Source organism: Gordonia sp. Z-3 (assembly GCF_036233855.1).
In the GTDB taxonomy this organism is placed as follows: Bacteria; Actinomycetota; Actinomycetes; order Mycobacteriales; family Mycobacteriaceae; genus Gordonia; species Gordonia tangerina.
This window is the reverse complement of record NZ_JAZARS010000009.1, coordinates 28,660-49,985: the sequence shown is the minus strand read 5'-3', so window position 1 is coordinate 49,985 and position 21,326 is coordinate 28,660. Positions and strand designations below refer to the sequence as shown.

Here is a 21,326-nt window from a genome sequence, read left to right as displayed (position 1 = left end):
GCGCCGATGAATGAAGACAGGATCACGCTCTCCATCGATGATGCCGGCGTCGCGCAGGTCACCCTGAATCGGGCGGACAAGCACAATGCGCTCGACGGGGCGATGTTCGACGCCCTGCTGGAGGTCACGTCCACTCTGCGCGACGAGCGGCGGGTGCGTGCGGTCGTTGTGCACGGAGCCGGCAAGAGCTTTTGTTCGGGACTCGACATCACCAGTCTCGGTCAGGGCGGTGGTGCGTCGTCATTGCTGGACCGCGACGACGACAGCATCGCCAATCGGGCACAGCGCGTGTCCGTCGACTGGGCGTCGGTACCCGCCCCGGTCATCGCGGCGATCACCGGCAACTGTTTCGGTGGTGGGCTGCAGATCGCGCTCGGTGCCGACATCCGGTACTCGGCCCCCGACGCCCGGCTGTCGATCATGGAGATCAAGTGGGGGCTGGTCCCCGACATGGGTATCACCCAGGCCCTCCCGCGGCTTCTCCCGGCGGATGTTGCGAAGGAGCTGACCTTCACCGGTCGGATCGTCTCGGGAACCGAGGCGCAGGCGATGGGGCTGGTGACGCGCGCTGTCTCCGATCCGCTGACCGTGGCACTCGAACTCGCCCACGAGATCGCGGCGAAGTCGCCCCACGCGATCCGTGCCGCGAAGAACCTCTACGACCGCACGTGGTCGGGGGCTGATTCGGCGGCCGCACTGAGACTCGAGAGCGAGCTGCAAGTGGGTCTGATGGGTTCGCCCAATCAGCTCGAAGCGGTGCATGCCGGTATGGCGCGGCACGCGCCGGTCTTTGCCGACCCGGACTGACGGATCCGTTGTGGCCGAAGACGGCTCGTCACGCCGATCCGCCACCCAGCCGTGCCAGACGATCCAGGCCGTCCGGTGAGCACTCGGCGAGCAGGGCGAGTGCCGCACGGATCTCCGGGGTGTCGCGCACCGACGGGTCGATGCGCGACGGGTTCAACGCGCATCGGTCGGCCCACGCGGCGATATCGGTTTCGGCGGTGAAGGTCCGGCTGGCGATGCTGCCGCGTGACTGCATGTGAATCCAGTCACGCGGGTTGTCGGACAGGCGATTCGGCGGACACAGTCGGTTGCGTTCGCGGTCGTCGTCGCGGGTGGCCGCGACATAGCCGGCGAGGGCCGCGTTGAAGCACGGGAAACCGGCCCGGATCGGTTGCAGTCGGATCCGGTCGGTGCCGAAGATCGGAACGAGTGGCGGATAACGCAGGCCCGACGCCGCGCAGTGCACCACCACGGAATCCGGCGGCAGGTTCACCGACCCACGCTCCAGAACGATCTCGTGCGCGGTGACCGCGCGGATGTGTCCGAGCCGCACCACCCGTTCGATGGTCCGCAGCAGGTCCAGTTCCCATTCGGCGAGCGTCGGAGCCTTCGCCATCGTCGGGATCACTCCCTGGTCGATCCGAAGCATCACACCGGCGTCCTCGAGCCGCGCAAACAGGTCGTCGCTGGAGGCGGCCTGCGCGGCAGCTGTCATCATGTCCGTGGCCAAGCGCAGTGCCACCAGCGGATCGGGCTGCACCACAGACCGATTCAACATCCACGGTTCGCGCGGGCGGACCCACATGATGCGGTCGGGATCGACATCGTGGCCGAGCAACCACACGATGGCGTCGGTGGCCGTCTTCCCCGCACCCGCGATGACGAAGTGACCGGGCGCCTCGGACAGTCGTGCCAGTTCGCCGACCGGGATGACCGGCACATCGTCGGCGACGGTGAACGGGGCCGCAGTGGTGGCCGGGATCGTCGGCGCGGAGTACGTCGCATCCACCACCCGGCGGCGGACATCGATCGAGCACGTGCGACCGGAGACCCGCGACGTGACCAGTTGGGTGCCGTCAGCACAGTGATGGTCACTGGTCGGGAGAAAGGTGACCTGCCCCGAAGCGACCAGTCGTCGCACGACGTCGTCGAAGTAGGCGACTATTTCGGACTGTCGAGCGCGTTCGCCGAGGCCCCGCTCCGGACCGCCCTGCTGGACGGCGCCGGTGCCCAATACCGTGGATGCCACCCCGTAGAAGACCGACGCCTGATGCACTTGCACGAAGGGGTAAGCGTCGAGCCAATGCCCGCCGGCCGTGTGCCGGCGATCGACGAGGGTGACGTGTACGTCGGAATGAGCCACCAGCGCGTCGGTGAACGCCATCCCCATCGCGCCCGCACCGACGACCAGGTAGTCGGTGCTCAGTGTTGCGTCCACCATGGTGTGCCTTCCTGCCACCCGACACGAGCGCTGGTCTGTGCGGATCGTATCCGAGAACGTCCATGTGACGCCGACGCTTGACCTTGACACCGTGACAACCTGTTGGATGGTCGGTGAAGGAGGTGATCGTGATGATCACGAACGACCAGTACCACCAGGTGAGCGGCGCGTTTGACGCTGCGAGCGCGTCCACGCGGCTGAAGGCTGCGCTGACGGCGGGAACGAGTGCCGACGAGCGATTTCTGGACATCCTCGTGGCGCGCAGCGGGGTGGAGCCGGATTTCTTTGTCCGCGACATGATGACGTGGGCGTTGTGCAGGTTGCCATCCGGACCGGTGCGCGTCCGGCTTGTCGGCGAGCTGACCTCCGACAATCCGCGCGCACGCGCTCAGGCCCTGCATACGCTGTCCAAGATCGGTGATCCACAGGTGTTCTCGAACGTCGCCGCGATGATCCACGACCGCGACGACGAGGTGGCACGGACCGCCTGGCGGGCCGCGGTCTCGTTGGTCGACCACGGTCACGATGACGACGACGCACGCGCACTCGCCGCGCAGCTGGGCATCGAGTTGGGGCGGGGAGATGACCAACTGCAACTGAGTCTGTCGAGGGCGTTGTTGGCCCTGGGCGAGGCCGCGCAGCAGGTCGTGGCCGACGCCGCATCCCACGCGGACGAGCACGTCCGCGCGCACGCTGCGGCAACCGAACGCCTGATCCGTGATCCGGATTCGGCATTCGTTCTGTCGGTCGACGCAGCCCGGCGGGTGTCGGTGGGTGCGCAAGCGTAGGCTGCGCAGATGCTGATCGGCGAGGTGGCGCAGCGCTGCGGTGTCAGTGCGCGGATGCTGCGCCACTATCACCGGTTGGGGCTGGTGACCCCCACCGGCCGCACGACTGGCGGCTACCGCCAGTACTCGGCGGACGACGTGCGCCGGCTCTTCCACGTGGAGAGTCTGCGCACGCTGGGGCTGACGCTCGAGGAGGTGAAAGAGGCTCTCGCCGAACCCGATTTCTCCCCGGACGACCTCATTGACGACGTGATCTCCCGGACGCGCGAGCGGATCGAGGCCGAACGCCAGTTGCTGGCCCGCCTGGAACGGGTGCAACACCATGCACCGAACGACTGGGCGGACGTCGTACGTGTCGTCACCCAGGCCCGCGCATTGGAGTCCGACTCCGGTGCCCGACGTCAGCAGGCCGTGCTCGCACCCACCGACGACATCGCGATCGCGGTCGACGATCTGGTGGCCGCGGTCCTCGCCGAGGCAGACGTGAATGTCTCCGGTGCTCTTCGTTGGGCCCTGGCGCGCACCGGTGTTCGTGCCCTCGACGGGTTGGTCACCGGCCTCCGATCGACCGAGGTGACCATCCGACGCCGTGCGGTCCTGGCCATCTCGGGCATCGACGTCGCGGAAGCGACGGCACCATTGCGCAGCGCTCTCGACGACGTCGATGCCGACGTTCGCGACCGCGCGGCCATCGCGCTGGCCCAGCGCGGCGATCCCGCCGGGGCGTCAGTGTTGGTCGCGATGGTGAACACCGGGCGACGCGATGTCGAAGCGGCCGAGGCGCTGGGCCGTCTCAGCGCTCACGGTTGCACCGACGCCGCCCGGCTCCTCGGAGATGCCCTGGCGGCGGCGGACGCCGGATCACGACTGCGGATCACTCAGGCGCTCGGTGAGATTGACTCCCCGACGGCCGACGGGCTGCTCGTCGCGTTGACCACGGACCCGGACCGAACCGTCAGGGCGACCGCTGCGGTGATCCTCGACGCGCGGCCGCGGCGGTGACTACCTGTCTGCGCCGGCCACGAATGCGTCGATCTGGTTGATCGCGCTGGATGCACCTTCGACCATTCCCATCTCGAGGACTTTCTGCAGTCCCTCGGCGGTTTCGTAGGTGCTGGTGTAGGTGGCCACCGTACGACCGTCCTCGTCGCGGAATCGATAGACGTTTCGCGAGACCGGCAATGACTCGACCGGATTGAATTCGTCGTCGGCGAACCCGTCGTCGAAGGTCAGCTCGGTGGGTTCGTCGACGGTCTGGATCACCCAATAGCCGGCGAACTTCTCCCCTTCCGGACTGGTCATGTAGTAGGTGACGCGGGCTCCGGGTTGCAGGCTGTGCTCGACGAAGGTCGCCGGATACGACGGCGGACCCCAGATCTTCTCCAACTGACGAGGATCGGCATAGATCTGCCAGATCCGCTCGACCGGAGCGGCGAACTCCGCCGTGATGGTCAGGGTGCGGGTGTCGATGTCGTGAGACACATTGGTGACAGGCATGATTCAGTCCTTCGATGGTGTTTCGGTTTCGATCAGTTCGTCGATTCGCGCCACTCGGCCCCGCCATACCTGTTCGAGGTCGGTCAACAGGTCCGATACCGCGCGCACCGCTGACACGTCGCCGGATGCCAACTGTTCCCGGCCACTGCGCCGTTTCACCAGCAGGCCTGCTCGTTCGAGCACGGCGACGTGCTTCTGCACCGCGGCGAAACTCATGTCGTACTTCGCCGCGAGCACCGAGACCGAATGCTCTCCTGCCAGCACCCGACGCATGATGTCGCGACGGGTGCGGTCGGAGAGCGCATGGAAGAGGGCGTCTGCTCGTTCCTCGTCCTCGTCGGTCACCTCTCAAACATACAACCAATTGGTTGTATGTCAAGGGTGGAACGGGACGATTGCACACGCTGAGAGCCCCTCCACATGTCGGAGGGGCCGGCCCTGGGCGCTTGGTGCCGCGCGGTGAGGCGCTGCGGAGTCAGGAAACCGTCGTCGAGACCCGTTCGGCCTCGAGCGATGTCGCCGCCGGCGTGGCGGTCCGATGTGCGGCGATCCGCAGGAGCCACACGGTCAGACCGAGTTCACCGACCACTGACGGCACCGCGACGATCACCAGGAAGGTGTCGGCATAGGACGCGTAGTCGGCCAGCAGGATGTGTGCACCGGTGTCGACGATGTAGGCGACACCGGCCACTGTGAGCGCAACGGTCAGCCACCGGGGTGCGCCGGCGGAAACCGACATCAGACGGGCCAACACGATCAGGTGGACACCGAACGCGGTCAACCCGATCAGCCACGTCATCTCGAACGAGCGCATTGCGAGCTGCACGTCCGCGGCCGTCGCTTCGGTGGAGTTCTCCGCTATCAGCAGGGCGGCCACCGCGAAGACCAGTCCGACACCGAGAAACACGGTGTAGGTGAGCCGCGCCCATGCGGCGAGGAGGGACAGATCTCGGTGGACCGGGCGGAACAGCACGTACAAAGCCCACGCAACGACGATGTCGACGAGGAACACGGCCGCAAACGCGATGATCCCCCACCTCAGCAGGCCTCCGTTCGCAGCGACTCCGTCGAGTGTCGCCTGCGCATCGGCGGGGTCGAACACGCGTTCCAGCACGAAGAAGTTGGCGAACATGGCCAGGGCGAAGATGGCCAGATACCCCAGTCCGGCCCAGCGGGCCGCCGAATGTGCGGAATTTTCGTGGCGAGGTGTGCTCGGTGCGGTCATGGCGTGACTCCGATCGATGGGCGGCGAATTAACCTTACGGTGTATGGCTGAAGTCTGGATGACTGTACCCTTACATTGTAAGTCTCGTCAAGGGTGAACTATACGAACCAGTGCCGGGTCGGAGGATTTCCCTCTGACCCGGCACTGGTTCGTTGTGGCCGCGATAGCCACGCACCTATTGAATTATGTTGGAGCCCTTTGTGACAGTCGGCTAGCGCCTCGTTCCTCAGGGGGCAGGTGGCACACCTCAGGACATCGCGGCGTGCGCTCCCCGCGCCGACCAGTTCGGGCTGGCCTCGATGGCGCCGATGATGCGCGGGCGCAACTCGTCGGCGCGGATCACCGCATCCACCGAACCGACCTCGACGGCACGGCGGATGCTGTGCACCTTGTCGAATTCGGCCGCGATCTCACTGATCTTCTCCGCCCGCACCGATTGCCGGATGTCGGCCACTTCGGCGTTGAGCGCGGAGCGGTCGGGACCGGTGGCCTCGGCTGCCCGTGACTCCAGATCGCGCACCCGTGGATCGGCGCCCACTCGTTTGGCGACCTCGCCGGCGAACACCACAGCCGCCGCCGGGGCGCCACCGAGCACTGACGCGAAGGAGCCGTCGATGGCCAGGACGGTCATGTTCGGATTGAGTGCCTTGGAGAACACCACGAAGGCACCACCGTGATATCGCGAGATAACGCAGAACACGATCGGACCGCGGAAGTTGACGATGGCCCGCCCGATCTCGGCGCCGTACTCCAACTGCAGTTTGCGCATCGACTCCGGTGACCCGTCGAATCCGGACAGGTTGGCCAGCACCACCAGCGGCCGATTGCCGCTGGCCACGTTGATGGCCCGCGCCGCCTTCTTCGACGACTGTGGGAACAGCGTTCCGGCAGTGTAGGTGTCGGGACCGTCGGTGGGCTTGTACCCGCGACGCTGCACCTCACGCGACTCGATACCCAACAGGCACACCGGGATGCCGCCCAGATGCACGTCGCAGACCACGGCGGTCTCGGCGTCGGCCATGCCTGCCCAGCGTTCGAGTACCGGATGGTCCTGGTCGGCGAGGGCGCGCATGACGGTTCGGATGTCGAAGGGCTTCTTGCGATCCGGGTTGCTCTCGGCCGAGAAGATCTGTCCGACCGTGGTGAAGTCGCTGCCGGCCAATACATGCGGGAAGTCGGAAACGTCGCGGTCGCTGGGGTCGCTGGTGACAGCGCGCCGCGGCGACTGCTCGCCCGGTGCGACGTAGGTGTGGTCGTAATGCGACATCAACACATCGCGCGCTGCGCCGAGGTTCGGTGCCCAGTACTGCGCCTGCCCGTTGGGGCCCATCACGCGGTCGTAGCCACCGATGCCGAAGTTGTCCTCGGCCGAAACACCGCCGGAGAAGTCCAACGACTGCTTGCCGGTCAGCACCATCGCCGAGTCCGGGGTCATCACCAGAATGCCCTTGGTGTGCATGAGCATCGTCGCCTCGGCATTCCAGTACGGCTGCGCACCGACGTTGATACCGGCGACGACGATGTTGATCTTCCCACCTGCCTGGGTGTATTCAACGACACGTTTGAGTGCCCGCGCCACCCAGTCCATGTTCTCGGTGCCCGAGTCCATCGAAATACGCGCGCCCGACGACAGCGCGTACCACTCGAGCGGGACCTGCATCTGCTCAGCCAGATCCAGTGCGGCGATGACCCGCGCACACTCCGGCTCCGACAGCGCACCCAGGGATTTCGTGGGGTCGCCGAGCAACACCACCCGCGTCACGCCGTCCGGATGCTTCTCGGTGGCGGTGGTGACCACACCCGCCACCATCGCTGCGCTGTTGCGCCCGCGCGGGCGATCCACGGGCACCAGTCGCTGCTCTGCGTCGAGGTCGTATTCGGCGAAGTCACCGAGCAGACCGGCCAACTCGTACGGGTAGACGGTGTTGCGTTTGGCTGCCCGCAGCACCTTCTGCCGGTACTCGTCGACCGGTTCGATCGGTTCGTCGGCCGGCTCGCCGACCGCGACGTCGAATCCACCGGTGGCGTTGACCGAGAAGCGGATGGCGACCTTGGTCAGCTCGCCTGTGTCGCGCTCGCGCCGCCGTGCAATGAGCAGCACCTCTTCGAGCCCGACTCCGGTGGCCGCGCCTCGGAAGTAGTCGGCGATCGTGTTCAGGTCGTCGTCGAGTGCGTCGATCGGCGGCCACACGTACATGACGATCCGATTGGTGGACGACGTCAAACGCGACCCACGCTGGGCCCGCCGGATCGAATCGACACACGAGGCCAGCGTGGTCTCCGCGGTCGGCAGGGTCAGCAGCCGCCCGTCGTGCTCGCGCATGGCGGTCAGGTCACGCACCTGAGCGAAGGCGATCAGCCGCTCGTCGGCGGGGTTCTCCTTGGCCACACACCGGAACAGGTAGACCTCTTCGTCATCGGACGACGGCAACTGGGTGAGGTCGAACTTGCGTAGCCGTTCCATCTGCATGCGCTGCGCGATGTACGGGTGCAGTCCCCGAATGAGACGTTCCTCCGACATGCCGGTTGCCGACGGTCGGAAGGTGAAGTGGTTGTGCATCCGAGCGTCGCCGCTGCCCGCGACAGTCACCGTGATCCGGTGGACCTGGGTGGGCATCGCCGTGGCGGAGATGATCTCGTGCAGCGTGGCGGCCATCGCATCGAAGGCGTCCGGCTGCTGTTCCCAGCTCAGGTAGATGTCGGCGTCGACCGACGCGGTGTCGCGGGCGAGCTCGGCGAGACCGTCCATGGTTGCGGGCAAATCGTCGAACCCGACCGCCGCCGACACGAGATTCGCGCCGTGGCGTTCGGCGACCACGAAGCTCGCGCCACCGGAGGGCTGGATGCGGATGTCGCTGAGCCCCTTGTTGCCGTAGTAGCGCCGCGTCAGCACCTCGAGCATCACCGAATTGTCGAGGTTGCCCCGCACGATGCGCTGACCGAGCAGCCGGACCAGCGGCTCGGTGCTGCGCACCATGTCCGCGATCCGCTCGGCGCGGTCGGTCGCCGTCGGGTTCTCGTCGAGGTAGCGCAACTGCTTGCGCACGTTGTTGTACACCCGGGCCCTATCCCGGCGCAGCAACGGTTGGCCGTACCAGGCGTAGATGACACCGCGGGCCAGATCGGCGATGGCCGGGAAGCGTACCTGCGTCGCTGCGACCAGACGGTCCAGCGCGCTGCCAACAGCGTCCTGGAGTTCGTCGCGCGGTGTGGGTTCGCGCAGCCACTCGCGCAGGAGTGTGCTGATCACGGTGACCGAGTCGGCCGGGTTCTGCAGCGCCAGGAAGATCCGGAAGACCGCGGCCTCCAACTCCGGGCTGCGCTCGAGATCGGGCACCCCGTAGTGGCCAAGTGCCCGACCGAGCTGGGTGTGGAAGGTCTCCGGGAGCCCGTCCCGTTCGACGTCGAGGCTCTGCAGGTACGTGTGGAAGTTCTCGCGGGCGCTGTGGACGTGTTCGACACCCAGCACCTCGCCGGACGGACGATTCTGGCTGAGCTCGGCCAGATCGGCGAACACGGTGATCAGTTCCAGCTCGTCGGCCAGCGGGCGGCGGCCGCTCTCCATCGCGTCGTGGCGGACGGCGAGGTAATCGTTGAGCAGGCGCGTCCGATCGTGCGGGTCGACGTCGAAGCCCAGCAGCTGACTGCGGAGATCCTCCTGCGTGCGAGTGGTGCGCTCGTGCGCCTGCACATCGGTGCGCTGCGCGGGCAGTTCGAGGTCGACCGCTTCGGTGGTCTCCTCGGCCGCCTCGGCGTCGTCGTCGTCGGCGAGTGGCTCCAGACGCAACAGGGTCGCGCCGGTCTCGACCTGGGTGCCGACCGAGACCATGGACTCCTTGAGTCGGGAGCGCACCGGGGCACGTAGCACCGTCTCCATCTTCATGCTCTCCAGCACCAGCACCGGCGCGCCGGCCTCGACCTCGGCGCCGACCTCCAGCGGTGTGGCCACCACCAGGGCCGGCGCCGGTGATCGCAGGACACCGCCTTCGTCGCGACTCACCCGGTGGGTGACGCCGTCGACGTCGACGAGGTGGATGGGTCCGTGAGTGTCGGTGACCAAGCGGTACCGGACATGATTGACCACCATCTGGGCGGTGTGATCGTCGAAGCGTTCGAGGTCGACATCGGCGGTGTGGGTCTCGACGCCTGCCTCGATCCCGACCCGGAAGCGGTGTGCACCGATGCGGGCGACGCGCACCCGGTAGCCGACACCACGCAGTTTGAGATCCAGCGGACGACCACTGTCGTGCTGTACCTGCGGGCGCCCACCCGACGCGGTCGACAGCAAGCGCTGCCGCTCGACGAGTTCCTCCTCCTCGTAGGCATCGATGGCGGCGGCGGCCAGTGCGATGGCCGAATGTCGGTTGGCCACCAGCCCGCCGTCGGCGCGAACGCGATCGATCCAGCCGGTGTCGGCGCTGCCGTCGATCACCTCGGGTCGACTGAGCAGTTCGAGGACGAAACTCTTGTTGGTGGCGCCGCCGGCGATGATGACTCGGGTTTCACGCATGGCGCGGCGCAATCGGCCGAGCGCCTCCTCGCGGTCACGTCCGTAGGCGATGATCTTGGCGATCATCGAATCGAAGTCCGCCGGAATCGTGTCGCCCTCGCTGACGCCGGTATCGACACGGATGCCGGGGCCGGCCGGCAGTTCGAGCAGCGCGATGCGGCCGGGTGCCGGCGCGAAGTCGCGGTCGGGATCTTCGGCGTTGAGCCGGGCCTCGATGGCGTGGCCCCGTTCGGCCGGCGGCTCGCCCTGAAGGCGGCCACCGGAGGCCACGTGCAGTTGGGCGCGGACCAGGTCGAAACCGGTGGTGGTCTCGGTGATCGGGTGCTCGACCTGTAGTCGGGTGTTGACCTCGAGGAAGGCCAGCAGGTTCTCGCCCGGGTGGTAGAGGAACTCCACGGTGGCCGCGCCGCGATAGCCGACGGCGACGGCGAGACGCTCAGCGGAGGCCTTGAGATTGGCGACCTGGTCGGCGGGCAGCACCGGTGACGCCGATTCCTCGATGATCTTCTGGTTGCGTCGCTGCACCGAACAGTCACGCACGCCCAACGCCCACGCCGTGCCCTGGCCGTCGGCGATCACCTGGACCTCGACGTGGCGTGCACCGGTGACCAGGCGTTCCAAGAACACCACACCGCTGCCGAAGGCGCGCTCGGCCTCGTCACGGGTGCGGGTGTAGGCATCGCGGAGTTCGGCATCGCTGGTCACCTTGCGAATACCACGGCCGCCACCGCCGGCCGTGGCCTTCAGCATCAGCGGGTAGCCGATATCGGCCGCTGCGGCCACCGCATCGTCGAGGGTGTCGACGCCACCACGGCTCCATGCCGCGACGGGCACACCGACCTCTTCGGCGATGAGCTTGGCGCCGATCTTGTCGCCGAGTTTGCGCATCGCCTCGGCCGACGGTCCGACGAAGGTCACGCCGATGCGTTCGCAGAGTTCGGCGAACAACGGGTCCTCGGCGACGAAGCCCCACCCGACCCAGGCGGCTTCGGCGCCGGTCTCGAGTAGCGCACGTTCGAGGATCTTGAGATTGAGATAGGGGCGCGACGCGGCCGGGCCCAAATCGTAGGTGACGTCAGCTGCCCGCACGAATGAGGCGTTGCGGTCGACGTCGGTGTGCAGGGCGATCACCTCGATCGGCTGTCCGGTCTCGGCGGACAGTCCGCGCACGGCGTGGATGAGCCGCATCGCGGACTCTCCCCGGTTCACGATGGCAATGCGAGTGAACATCACCGACTCCCTTCTCTGTGGTCGTGTCGGTCGGTCCGCGCGGGTGTCGCGCTCCCCGCCGAGCGGGTCGTGACGATTACCAGGTCGGGTGGCTCCGGCCGACGTTTCGGGTACATCGGCGACGGACACCGCTCGATTGTTGCGAATCGATTCCCTACGCGCGAGTACGTTGCGTGAGTCCGCGTGGCAGACCGCGTGAACACGTCGCCCGTGGGACGCCGAACCGGACCGCCGCCGCACCGAAAACAGGCCCGCAGCGGCGGGAATCCCGGCGAACGTGAACTCGTTGAGCGTCGGATCAATGCCAAAGATGAGGGATTGCTCACATTTCTTGCCGGGTGGTTGGTTGATCGCCGATGTGGTCGTCCCGGTCGCCACGTCTATCCTGACCACGACCCGTCCTCGAGATCTGGAGAGAATGCATGACACAGCTGGGAGTGGTCGGCGGCGGCACCATGGGCGCCGGGATCGCCGAGGTCGCGATCCGCGCCGGTGATGACGTCCTCGTCCTCGAACGCGACGACGCCGCGGCCGACGCCGCCCGTGCGCGCATCGACAAGTCGCTCGCACGTGGCGTGGCAAAGGGCAAGATCAGCGAAGACGACGCGCAGCAGGCCCTCGACCGGCTACGTCTCACCACGGCGGTCAAGGACTTCGGTGATCGCGAACTCGTCATCGAGGCTCTACCGGAGGTCGAATCGCTCAAGGTCGGGTTCTTCGCCGAACTCGACAAGGTGACCGCACCCGAGGCGATCCTGGCGACCAACACCTCGTCGATCCCGATCATCCGGGTCGCCAAGGACGTCGCCGATCCCTCGCGCGTGGTCGGTGTGCACTTCTTCAACCCGGTCCCGGTGATGCCGCTGGTGGAGATCATCAGCAGCCTCGCGAGCTCGCCGCAGGCGGTCGAGACGGTCACCGCCTACGCGCGCGACCATCTGGGCAAGAAGACCATCCAGGCCGGTGACCGCGGCGGCTTCGTCGTCAACGCGCTGCTCGTCCCCTACCTGGTGAGCGCCATCCGGATGTACGAGAGCGGTTATGCGTCCAAGGAGGACATCGACACCGGGATGATCAACGGGTGTGCCCACCCGATGGGGCCGTTGACCCTGACCGACACCATCGGCCTCGACGTGATCCTCGACGTCACCGAGTCGCTCTATCAGGAATTCCGCGAGCCGCACCTCGCGCCGCCGCCGCTGCTGCAGCGCATGGTGGAGGCCGGCTACCTCGGCAAGAAGAGCGGTAAGGGCTTCTACGACTACGCGAAGTAGACCCCCCCCCTTCGTGACGCTCGCAAGCTCGCTCCTCAGGGGTCGGGCCGCTGGTCCCTGAGGAGGCCGGAGCTTGCGGAGGCCGTCACGAAGGGCAGTCGCCGCGACGATCATCCGCTCAGTGCGCGAGACCTTCGTCCTTGCTGCCATAGGCATCGCGCAGCTTCGGCTTGACCACCTTGCCGCCGGCGTTGCGTGGCAGTTCGTCGATGATGACGAGGTCCTTGGGCTGTTTGAAGCGGGCCAGGTTCTCGTTGAGAAACGGCTCGAGTTCGGCCAACGTCAGGTCGTCGACGCCTTCGGCGAGCACCACCACTGCGACCGGCACCTCTCCCCACTTCTCGTGGGCGCGCCCGATCACCGCGGCCTCGGTGATCTTGGGATGGGAGAACAACACGTTCTCCACCTCGGCGCAGTAGACGTTCTCACCGCCGGAGATGATCATGTCCTTCGCACGGTCGACGACGTAAAGGAAGCCCTCCTCGTCCTCGCGCACCAGGTCGCCGGAGTGGAACCAACCACCGCGGAACGCATCCGCGGTGCCCTGCGGATTCTGCCAGTACCCCTTCATCATGTTGGGTCCGCGGTAGACGATCTCACCGACCTCGCCGCGCTTGACGTCATTCATCATGGGATCGACGATGCGTGCGGTCACCGCCGGTACCACCTTGCCGACCGAACCGATCTTGCGCAGCGCGTCCTTGCCTTCGAGGATGCAGGTGATCGGCGACATCTCCGTCTGTCCGAAAGCGGTCATGTTCATCGCTTGTGGGAAGTTCTCGTTCATCGCGTTGAGGACCGTGTCCGACGCAGGCGCGGCGCCCCAACTGATGGTCCGCAGTTTGAGATCACGCGGACGCGCCTGCTGCGCGGCACATACCGCCTGCCACTGGGCGGGCACCATGAACACCGAGGTCGTCCCCTCGCGTTCCAGCGTGTCCAGCATGTCGTCGGGATCGAAGGCGCCCAACGGGTGGATCACCGATCGGACACCGCGATAGAAGACCGGCGCGAACGCCGCGACTCCCGCGATGTGGAAGATGGGCGGCACCACGGATGCGACGTCATCCTCGCCGCTCTCCCCCGACGTGGCGATCACCGTCATCGCCTGCGCCTGCAGGTTCTGGTGAGTCAACATGGCGCCCTTGGGTTTACCGGTTGTGCCAGAGGTGTACATGATGAGGGCGACGGCATCCTCGGGTACATCGATCTCAGGCAGATCCGACGGGTCCTCGGTCAGCAGGGCCGCATAGTCGAGGTGGTCGGAGTCGGCAGGCCGATCGACCACGATGATGCCCTCGACGCCCCCGGCCGACGCGACGGCAGCGTCGATCAGCGGCGCCAGCATCGCCTCGGTCACCACCATCTTCGAACCGCTGTCGGTCAGCAGGAACGCGACCTCGGCCGGGCTCATCCGGATGTTCACCGGTACCGGGATCGCGCCGATCAGGTTGGCACCGAGGACAGCCTCGATGTACTCCGTGCGATTCAGCATCGCCATGAGCACGCGATCCCCGAATCGGACGCCGCGCCGGTGCAGGGCGGCCGCAAAGGCGTGGGTCCGTTCCTCGAGTTGCCGCCACGTGGTCGCCCGGTCGAGGTACTTCACCGCGACCTGATCGGGCACCATGAACGAGTGTCGGCGGATCTGGTTGTTCCAATGGTTACGCCGTGAACGCATCGGCTCGGTGGTCAGTTCGCTGGTCTGTCCGCTGGCGGTGGCAGTCATCCTCGTCTGTTCCCCTGTCGTGAAAGTGTGGGGCCATCGGGCACCCCGGAATTGTGGCCTCGACCACACAGTAGGTCGGGCTGCCGGTGTTCCGAGGGCGAATCGGCGATTCGCCGGGCGCCCGATGCCCCATGGTCGTCAGCCTTGGATCGACTTCACTTCCAAAAACTCCTCAAGCCCGAATTGTCCTGCCTCGCGGCCGATTCCGGACTGCTTGTAACCGCCGAAAGGCGCGTCGAGATTCATCCCGGCGTCGTTGACGGCGATCTGGCCGGCGCGGATCTTGCGCGCGACCTGCTGGGCGCGCTCCGTCGAGCCCGACCACACCCCACCGGCCAGTCCGTAGATCGTGTCGTTGGCGATCGCGACGGCCTCCTCCTCGGTGTCGTACGGCTCGATCGCCAATACCGGGCCGAAGATCTCCTCGCGGTGGATCGTCATCTCCGGTGTGACATCGGAGAACACCGTCGGCGACACGTAGGCACCCCCGCCCTCCGCGGGCTCGGTCTGGCCGCCGGTCACCACCCGGGCGCCCTCGTCGATGCCCTTACGGATGTAGCCGAGTACGCGTTCCTGCTGGGTGCGCGAGGACAACGGGCCCAGGACGGTGGTCTCGTCCGTCGGGTCACCCACCGTGATCGATTCGGTGACCGCCTTGGCGATGCCCTCGACCTCGGCCAGCTTGGCGCGGGGCACCAGCAGGCGGGTCAACGCCGAACACGTCTGGCCGGAGTTGATCATCGCCGCCTGCACTGCGGCCGGCACTGCGGCGTTCAGGTCGGCATCGTCGAGCAGGATGTTGGGGCTCTTGCCGCCGAGTTCGAGGGAGACCCGCTTCACGGTCCCCGATGCCAGTTCGCTGACTCGCCGTCCGGCGCGGGTGGATCCGGTGAAGCTCACCAGGTCGACGTCGGGATGAGACGCGATCGCCTCGCCCACCTCGGGTCCGGTTCCGAACACGACGTTGAAGACACCGGCCGGAAGCCCGGCCGCCTCGACGATCTCGGCGAGAATGATCGCGTTGAGCGGGGTGTTCTCACTCGGTTTCACGACGACGGTGTTGCCCGCGGCCATGCCGTAGGCGGCTTTGAGGGCGATCTGATGCAGCGGGTAGTTCCACGGCGTGATCGCTCCGATGACGCCGTAGGGTTCGCGGACGATCGTCGAGCCCCGGTAGCTCTGTTCGAATTCGAACTCGGTGACGATCGTGGCCGATTGGGCAAAGCTGTTGATCGGCAACGGAACCTGAGCGGCCCGAGCGAACGAGAGGGGTGAGCCCATCTCGCTGGAGATCACTTCTGCCAGTTCGTCGGCCCGCTCGGTGAGTCCTTGTGCGATGGCACCGAGGTAGCGGGCGCGCTCGGACACCGGCGTGGCCGCCCAGCTGTCGAATGCCGCACGCGCGGCGGCGACGGCGCGGTCGACGTCGTCGGCGGAGCCGGCCCCGACCTCAGCGATGATCTCGTCGGTCGCGGGGTTGGTCACCGGCAGCAGCGAACTTCCCGTCGCGGGAACCCATTGGCCGTTGATGTAGTGGTCCTTGTGTGTCCGCATGTGGTTCTCCTCAGTAGTCCTGATCGGTGTAGACGACGACTCCGCGCAGGTTCTTGCCCTCGGCCATGTCGCGATAGCCCTGATTGATGTCCTCGAGCCGATACGTCGTGGTCACGAGCTCGTCGAGCTTGAGGTGTCCGGTCCGATACAGGTGCAACAGCTTGGGGATCTGCGTGCGCGGACCGACCCCGCCGAAGATGGCCCCCTGCACCCGCTTCTGCAGCAAGGTCAACTCGAACAGATTGAGATCGACCTGCCCGTCCTGGAAATCGCCCATGCCGGTGACCACGACCTGCCCGCCCTTGGCGGTCAGTCCCAGGGCCTGCTGGACGTGCTCACCGGAGATCACCCCGACGGTGATGATCACGACGTCGGCCATGTGCCCCCAGGTGAGGTCCGGCAGCTCGGCGATCGCCTCGTCCACCGTGGAGTAGGTGTGTGTCGCGCCGAACTCCATGGCCTTCTTTTGTTTGAATTCGACGGGGTCGATGGCGATGACGTAGCGGGCGCCGGCGAACGCGGCGCCCTGGACGGCGTTGATCCCGACGCCGCCGACGCCCATCACCACCACGACGTCGCCGGGGCGGGTGTCGCCGATCTCGGTCGCCGAGCCCCACCCCGTCGAGACACCACAGCCCAGCAACGCCGCCTTGTCCAACGGGATGTCCTTCTCGATCTTGACGACCGACGCCTGGTGGACCGTGACATAGGGCGCGAACGTGCCCAGCAGGCACATCTGTAGCACCGGCTGCCCGTTGCGGCTGACCCGGTAGCTCTTGTCCGAGATGGCCTGACCCGACAGCAGTCCCGCGCCTTCGTCGCACAGGTTCTGCCGACCGGTGGCACACGCCGGACACGTGCCACAGGCGGGGATGAACGCCAAAACGACGTGATCGCCCTCCTCCAGCCCGGTGACACCCGGCCCGACCTTGGTGATGACCCCCGCTCCTTCGTGGCCGCCTAGGACGGGCATGAACGGCACCGGGCTGGAGCCGCTCTGCAGATGTGCGTCGGAGTGGCAGAGGCCAGACGCTGCCAGTTTGACCTGTACCTCCCCCGCAACCGGCTCGCCCAGCTCGACGTCGTCGATCTTCCATTCGGCGCCGACATCCTCGAGGATCGCTGCTTTGGTCTTCATTTGTCTGCTCCTTAGAACTCGGTGGGAACTCGGGCAAAAGCTCCGGCGCACGCACAGGTGCGCAGGACAGACGCACCGGTGACCCGCTTCGCACCGAAACTCAGCGTGTGACACCTGTCACTTCGGTCGTGGATGAGCGTATGGTCGGACTCCCGGGTGACAACAGGCCATCCGCGGCCAGAACCACTGCAATTGCGGCCATCTTCGAGCTGGACACTTGTCCCACAAAGGTGCAGGTCACAACGGCGGGTTCGTTGCCGTGATCTGGATGAGGCGTGATACTGCTCACAGGGCAGGGTGTGCGTCTGAGGAGAGGATGACAGCGTGACGATGATCGTCGAAGCCGGCGGGGAGCTGGACGACTCCGATCCTGCTGACCCCGTGTTCGCCCGCATGCCGGATCCGTGGGACCACCCCCGCACGACGGCCGGCGTGGCCATCATCTGCGACTATGCACAGCGGCACGGGAGTGCGATCGAGCGTCTGCTCGACGGCAGTGGGCTGACCCGCGCATCGCTGGGTGACGCCACCGTCCTGATCGAGGCGCAGCAGGAGATCGTCGTCATCCGAAACCTGCTCGATGCCCTCGGGCACCGACCGGCAATCGGGGCGCAGATCGGTCGGGAGTATCACCTGACGTCCTACGGTTACTACGGCTACCTGCTCCAGGCATGTGAGATCGTCGCCGACATGGTGCGCTGCGGGCTGCGGTACTCGCCGCTGACGTTCGCATTCGCCACCATGACCGGTGAGTTACTCGCCGGCGAGCGGTGGTCGCTCACCGCGCACACCGACGGTGTGCCCGACGACATCGCCGCATTCGTGATCGAACGCGATCTGAGCGCCAGCGTGCAAATGCAACGTGAACTGTTCGCCGGGACCGGCGTCACGCCGCTGCAGGAAGTGCGGTTCGCCCATCGCGTCGAGGATGCTGCGGTGCGTCGGGCCTACACCGAGGTCTTCGACGCTCCGGTTCGATTCGGTTGTACGCGTGACGAATTGATTTTCGAGCGGTCCTACCTGGACCTTCCGTTGCCGATGGCCAACCCGCACACCGCTGCGGTGATCATCGAGCAGTGCGAGCGAATTCGAGCAGAAAGGCTGCATGCCAACGGGATCGCCGGACGCGTGCGTGCCTACCTGCTCGATAGGCCGTCGCTGGACTGCACTCTCGAAGAGTGCGCTGCCGACCTGCACTACTCCGCACGGACCCTGCGTCGCGGCCTGACGCGTGAGGGTACGTCGTACCGCGCCATCCATGACGATGTGCGTCGAAGCCTCGCCCATGACCTCATGCGGGACACGAATCTGCCGCGTACGCAGATCGCCGAACGTTTGGGATATCGCGATTGGTCGAGTTTCTCGCGTGCGATGCGCCGGTGGGCGGGCACGGCACACGCACAATGACGTCAACGTCGGTTCCCCGCAGGAGCACCCACGGGGAACCGACGTCGCGCAGGGCCGGCCTCAGACCAGTTCGAACCCGTGGTACCCGGTCACTGCGATCCCGTCGAGGATCTGCTGGTAAGTGCCCACCCCACCGACGAACGGCAACGCGGCACGAGGTTTTCCGGGCACGTTGGCGCCCATATACCACGACGGAGCCTGCTTGAGCAGCGTCATGTCGGCGGCGTCATTGGTCGTGTTGACCCAGTTGTCCTCGGCCGCCACGTCCGGCTCGATGCGTGTCAGGCCGTGTTCGCGCAGGTGGCTCAACGCGGCGCTGATCCACTCCACGTGGGTCTCGATGGACGTCACCATGTTCGACAGCACCGACGGGCTCTGCGGTCCGGTCACGGTGAACAGGTTCGGGAAACCGGCCGACATCAGTCCGAGGTACGTCCGCGGTCCGTCGGACCACTTGTCGCGCAGCGTTTGTGCGCCGTGGCGGATGTCGATCGCCGCCAGCGCCCCGGTCATCGCGTCGAAACCTGTGGCCAGGATGATCACGTCGAACTCGTGGTCGGTCCCCCCGGCCCGGATCCCGTGTTCGGTGATGCGTTCGATCGGTTGTTCGTTGACGTCGACCAGCGTCACATTGGGTTGGTTGTAGACCTCGTAGTAGCCGGTGTCCACGCACATCCGTTTGGCCGCGATCGGGTACGACCGAGGAGTCAGCTTCTCGGCCACCGCCGGATCGTGCACCTTGTCCTTGATGCGGTTGCGCACATACTCGGCGGCCCGGGCATTCGCCTCCTCGTTCTGCAGGAGATCGCGGAAGGACTGCTGGAAGCACAGGCCACCATCGTCGTAGCGCATATGCAGTTCCGAACGGATGCGCCCATCGTCGAGGTCGTCGAAGAACGGCGGGAGTTCATCGCCACAGGGTATTCCGCCGACCGAGAGTCGGCTCTCCGCCCGGAAGTCGTCGTAGTGGGTCTTCAATTCCGCCAGTTCTTCGGCGATGAGCCGGTTCTGCGCGGGGACGGCGTAGGTTGGGGTCCGTTGGAACACCGTCAGCGAACCGACCGTGGGTGCGATGGCCGTGATTGTCTGAATTCCCGACGATCCGGTGCCGATGACCGCGACCCGTTTGTCGGCGAAATCCACCTCGTCGGTGGGCCAGTCCCAGGTCCAGTACACGTCCCCGGCGAAGTCGTCGAGGCCGGGGAACTCGGGAAGCAGCGGTTTGGACAGACATCCGGTCGCGGCGACGACGTAGCGCGCGGTGATCGTCGCCCCGCTGTCGGTGGTTGCGGTCCACATGTCCTGCGGATCGTCGAAATCGAGCGATACGACCCGAGTGTCGAATGAGATGTCCGTGCGCAGGTTGAGCTTGTCCGCAACGTGTTCGAGGTAGGCGAGAATCTCGGGTTGCGCCGCATAGCGCTCGGTCCAGTTCCACTCCTGCTGCAATTCGGGATCGAAAGAGTAGGAGTAACCGATCGATTCGATGTCGCATCGCGCGCCGGGATATCGATTCCAGTACCAGGTGCCGCCCACCTGCGGCCCGGCCTCGACGACATGGGCATCGAATCCCAGTTCGCGGAGTTTGTGAAGTTGATACAGGCCGGAGAAACCAGCGCCGATGATCAGTACGTCCCGGTCAGGCATCGCTGGTGGCCTCTTCCTGTGGCGCGCTGGTGTGCGCGTGATTTCTGATGAAGGTGGTGATGTGGTCGGCGACGAGCGCTATGCCGGTCTGATAGCCCGGCAAGATGTTCGCCATCTGGAAGTAGATGTGCATCTGTCCTTCTGCCTCGGCGAGGGTGACCGGTACACCGGCCTTCTCCAGCGCCCGGGCGTAGGCCACCCCCTCGTCATGCAGCGGGTCGTATTGGCAGACATAGACCAACGCGGGTGGCAGGCCCGACAGGTCGGCGGCGCGCAGTGGTGATGCGTCGGGGTGGGTTCGGGCCGCGACGTCGGGCAAATAGTGGTCCCAGAACCAGATCATCGTGTCCCGGCTGAGCATCAGTTGGTTCTCGGGGTCCACGTAGGACGGCGTGTCGACATCGCAGTCGGTGACCGGATACACCAGGGCCTGATAGTCGATCTGTGGGCCACGGCGGTCGCGTGCCCAGTGGGTCATCACCGCGGCGATGTTGCCGCCGGCGCTGTCGCCCGCGACGATCAGCGGTGCGCCGGTTGTGGCGAGTTCGGCGAGATGTTCGGCAGCCCAGCACAAGCCGAGGTAGCTGTCCTCGATCGCGATCGGGAACCGATGCTCCGGCGCCTTCCGATAATTGACGAGGACGACCGTCGACCGCGTGCGGTTCGCCAGATCGCGCCCGACATGGTCGTACTGCAGATCGATGTCACCCAGCACCCAACCGCCGCCGTGGAAGTAGACGATCACCGCTTCGGGTTCTCCCTCGGGAATGAGTGCGCGCACCCGGAACAGGCCGCCGTCGGCACCCTTGAGCTTGACGTTGCGGACCGCACCCACCTCCGGTCCCCGACCACTCATGCCGGCGAAGATGGGTCCGGTCATCCTGGCCAGTGCCGGTGTCTGTTCGCTGATCGGTGGCTGGCGTTCCTCGGCGAGTTGCTGCAACAGCCCCTGTGATACCGGTTCGAGCGGCATTCTTGTCCCCTTCTGCCTCGGCGGGGGTCGGATGACTCCCGCAGCCGAACTGTGATGTCGATCACCATCAACATAGAGCGCCGTTGGGTGCCGACAACAGCACCATTCGGGCCAACACTCGGCAATT

At 66.2% G+C, this 21,326-nt stretch carries 15 protein-coding genes; 5 read left to right on the top strand and 10 right to left on the bottom strand.

Features of this window, described 5'->3' with window-relative positions; all coding sequences use genetic code 11:
* Window positions 1-6: 6 nt before the first annotated feature.
* Window positions 7-807: a crotonase/enoyl-CoA hydratase family protein gene (locus VX037_RS12145; protein ID WP_235726096.1), complete on the top strand. Its 801-nt coding sequence runs from the start codon at window positions 7-9 to the stop codon at window positions 805-807.
* Window positions 808-835: 28 nt separating this feature from the next.
* Here VX037_RS12145 and VX037_RS12140 read toward each other — a convergent pair whose 3' ends face one another.
* Window positions 836-2,227, bottom strand: a complete 1,392-nt coding sequence (locus VX037_RS12140) for an NAD(P)-binding protein (RefSeq protein WP_266063335.1) — start codon at window positions 2,225-2,227, stop codon at window positions 836-838.
* Between the two features lie 131 nt (window positions 2,228-2,358).
* On the opposite strand from VX037_RS12140, the gene VX037_RS12135 reads away from it, so the two are divergent.
* Together VX037_RS12135 and VX037_RS12130 are read left to right on the top strand one after the other, a co-directional pair.
* On the top strand, window positions 2,359-3,015 hold the full coding sequence (locus tag VX037_RS12135) for a HEAT repeat domain-containing protein (protein ID WP_266063343.1): 657 nt from the start codon (window positions 2,359-2,361) through the stop codon (window positions 3,013-3,015).
* 9 nt (window positions 3,016-3,024) lie between these two features.
* Complete coding sequence (locus VX037_RS12130; RefSeq protein ID WP_328714431.1) at window positions 3,025-4,017, top strand: MerR family transcriptional regulator; 993 nt, start codon at window positions 3,025-3,027, stop codon at window positions 4,015-4,017.
* Here VX037_RS12130 and VX037_RS12125 read toward each other — a convergent pair whose 3' ends face one another.
* From VX037_RS12125 to VX037_RS12110, 4 genes are all read right to left on the bottom strand, one after another.
* A complete protein-coding gene (locus VX037_RS12125) occupies window positions 4,018-4,512 on the bottom strand; it encodes an SRPBCC family protein (RefSeq protein ID WP_235726093.1) in 495 nt (164 codons plus the stop codon). It abuts the gene before it with no gap.
* Window positions 4,513-4,515: 3 nt separating this feature from the next.
* Window positions 4,516-4,857: an ArsR/SmtB family transcription factor gene (locus VX037_RS12120; protein WP_266063332.1), complete on the bottom strand. Its 342-nt coding sequence runs from the start codon at window positions 4,855-4,857 to the stop codon at window positions 4,516-4,518.
* Window positions 4,858-4,987: 130 nt separating this feature from the next.
* Entirely contained in the window at window positions 4,988-5,737 is a 750-nt protein-coding gene (locus VX037_RS12115) for a DUF4386 domain-containing protein (RefSeq protein WP_287015521.1), read from the bottom strand.
* Window positions 5,738-5,984: 247 nt separating this feature from the next.
* A complete protein-coding gene (locus tag VX037_RS12110) occupies window positions 5,985-11,477 on the bottom strand; it encodes an ATP-binding protein (protein ID WP_328714429.1) in 5,493 nt (1,830 codons plus the stop codon).
* Between the two features lie 422 nt (window positions 11,478-11,899).
* On the opposite strand from VX037_RS12110, the gene VX037_RS12105 reads away from it, so the two are divergent.
* Window positions 11,900-12,751, top strand: a complete 852-nt coding sequence (locus VX037_RS12105; protein WP_235726343.1) for a 3-hydroxybutyryl-CoA dehydrogenase — start codon at window positions 11,900-11,902, stop codon at window positions 12,749-12,751.
* A gap of 118 nt (window positions 12,752-12,869) precedes the next feature.
* Here the strand turns inward: VX037_RS12105 and fadD5 are convergent, their stop codons facing one another.
* From fadD5 to VX037_RS12090, 3 genes are all read right to left on the bottom strand, one after another.
* Window positions 12,870-14,480, bottom strand: coding sequence for a fatty-acid--CoA ligase FadD5 (gene fadD5 / locus VX037_RS12100; RefSeq protein ID WP_235725995.1), 1,611 nt, complete (start codon window positions 14,478-14,480; stop codon window positions 12,870-12,872).
* Window positions 14,481-14,618: 138 nt separating this feature from the next.
* Window positions 14,619-16,034 carry an aldehyde dehydrogenase family protein gene (locus VX037_RS12095; RefSeq protein WP_266063327.1) on the bottom strand — a complete coding sequence of 472 codons (1,416 nt, stop codon included), beginning with the start codon at window positions 16,032-16,034 and terminating at the stop codon, window positions 14,619-14,621.
* Window positions 16,035-16,044: 10 nt separating this feature from the next.
* The gene (locus VX037_RS12090; RefSeq protein WP_235725997.1) at window positions 16,045-17,172 is read right to left on the bottom strand and encodes an NDMA-dependent alcohol dehydrogenase; all 1,128 of its coding nucleotides are present in this window, start codon (window positions 17,170-17,172) and stop codon (window positions 16,045-16,047) included.
* A gap of 330 nt (window positions 17,173-17,502) precedes the next feature.
* Between VX037_RS12090 and VX037_RS12085 the strand changes: the two genes are divergently transcribed.
* Window positions 17,503-18,579 (top strand): AraC family transcriptional regulator, encoded by a 1,077-nt coding sequence (locus tag VX037_RS12085; RefSeq protein WP_328714604.1) that lies wholly within the window; start codon window positions 17,503-17,505, stop codon window positions 18,577-18,579.
* Window positions 18,580-18,639: 60 nt separating this feature from the next.
* Here VX037_RS12085 and VX037_RS12080 read toward each other — a convergent pair whose 3' ends face one another.
* Both VX037_RS12080 and VX037_RS12075 read right to left on the bottom strand, forming a co-directional pair.
* On the bottom strand, window positions 18,640-20,226 hold the full coding sequence (locus VX037_RS12080) for a flavin-containing monooxygenase (protein ID WP_235725998.1): 1,587 nt from the start codon (window positions 20,224-20,226) through the stop codon (window positions 18,640-18,642).
* Window positions 20,219-21,199, bottom strand: coding sequence for an alpha/beta hydrolase (locus VX037_RS12075; protein WP_328714428.1), 981 nt, complete (start codon window positions 21,197-21,199; stop codon window positions 20,219-20,221). Before VX037_RS12075 ends, VX037_RS12080 begins: the two co-directional genes overlap by 8 nt.
* Between the last annotated feature and the right edge of the window lie 127 nt (window positions 21,200-21,326).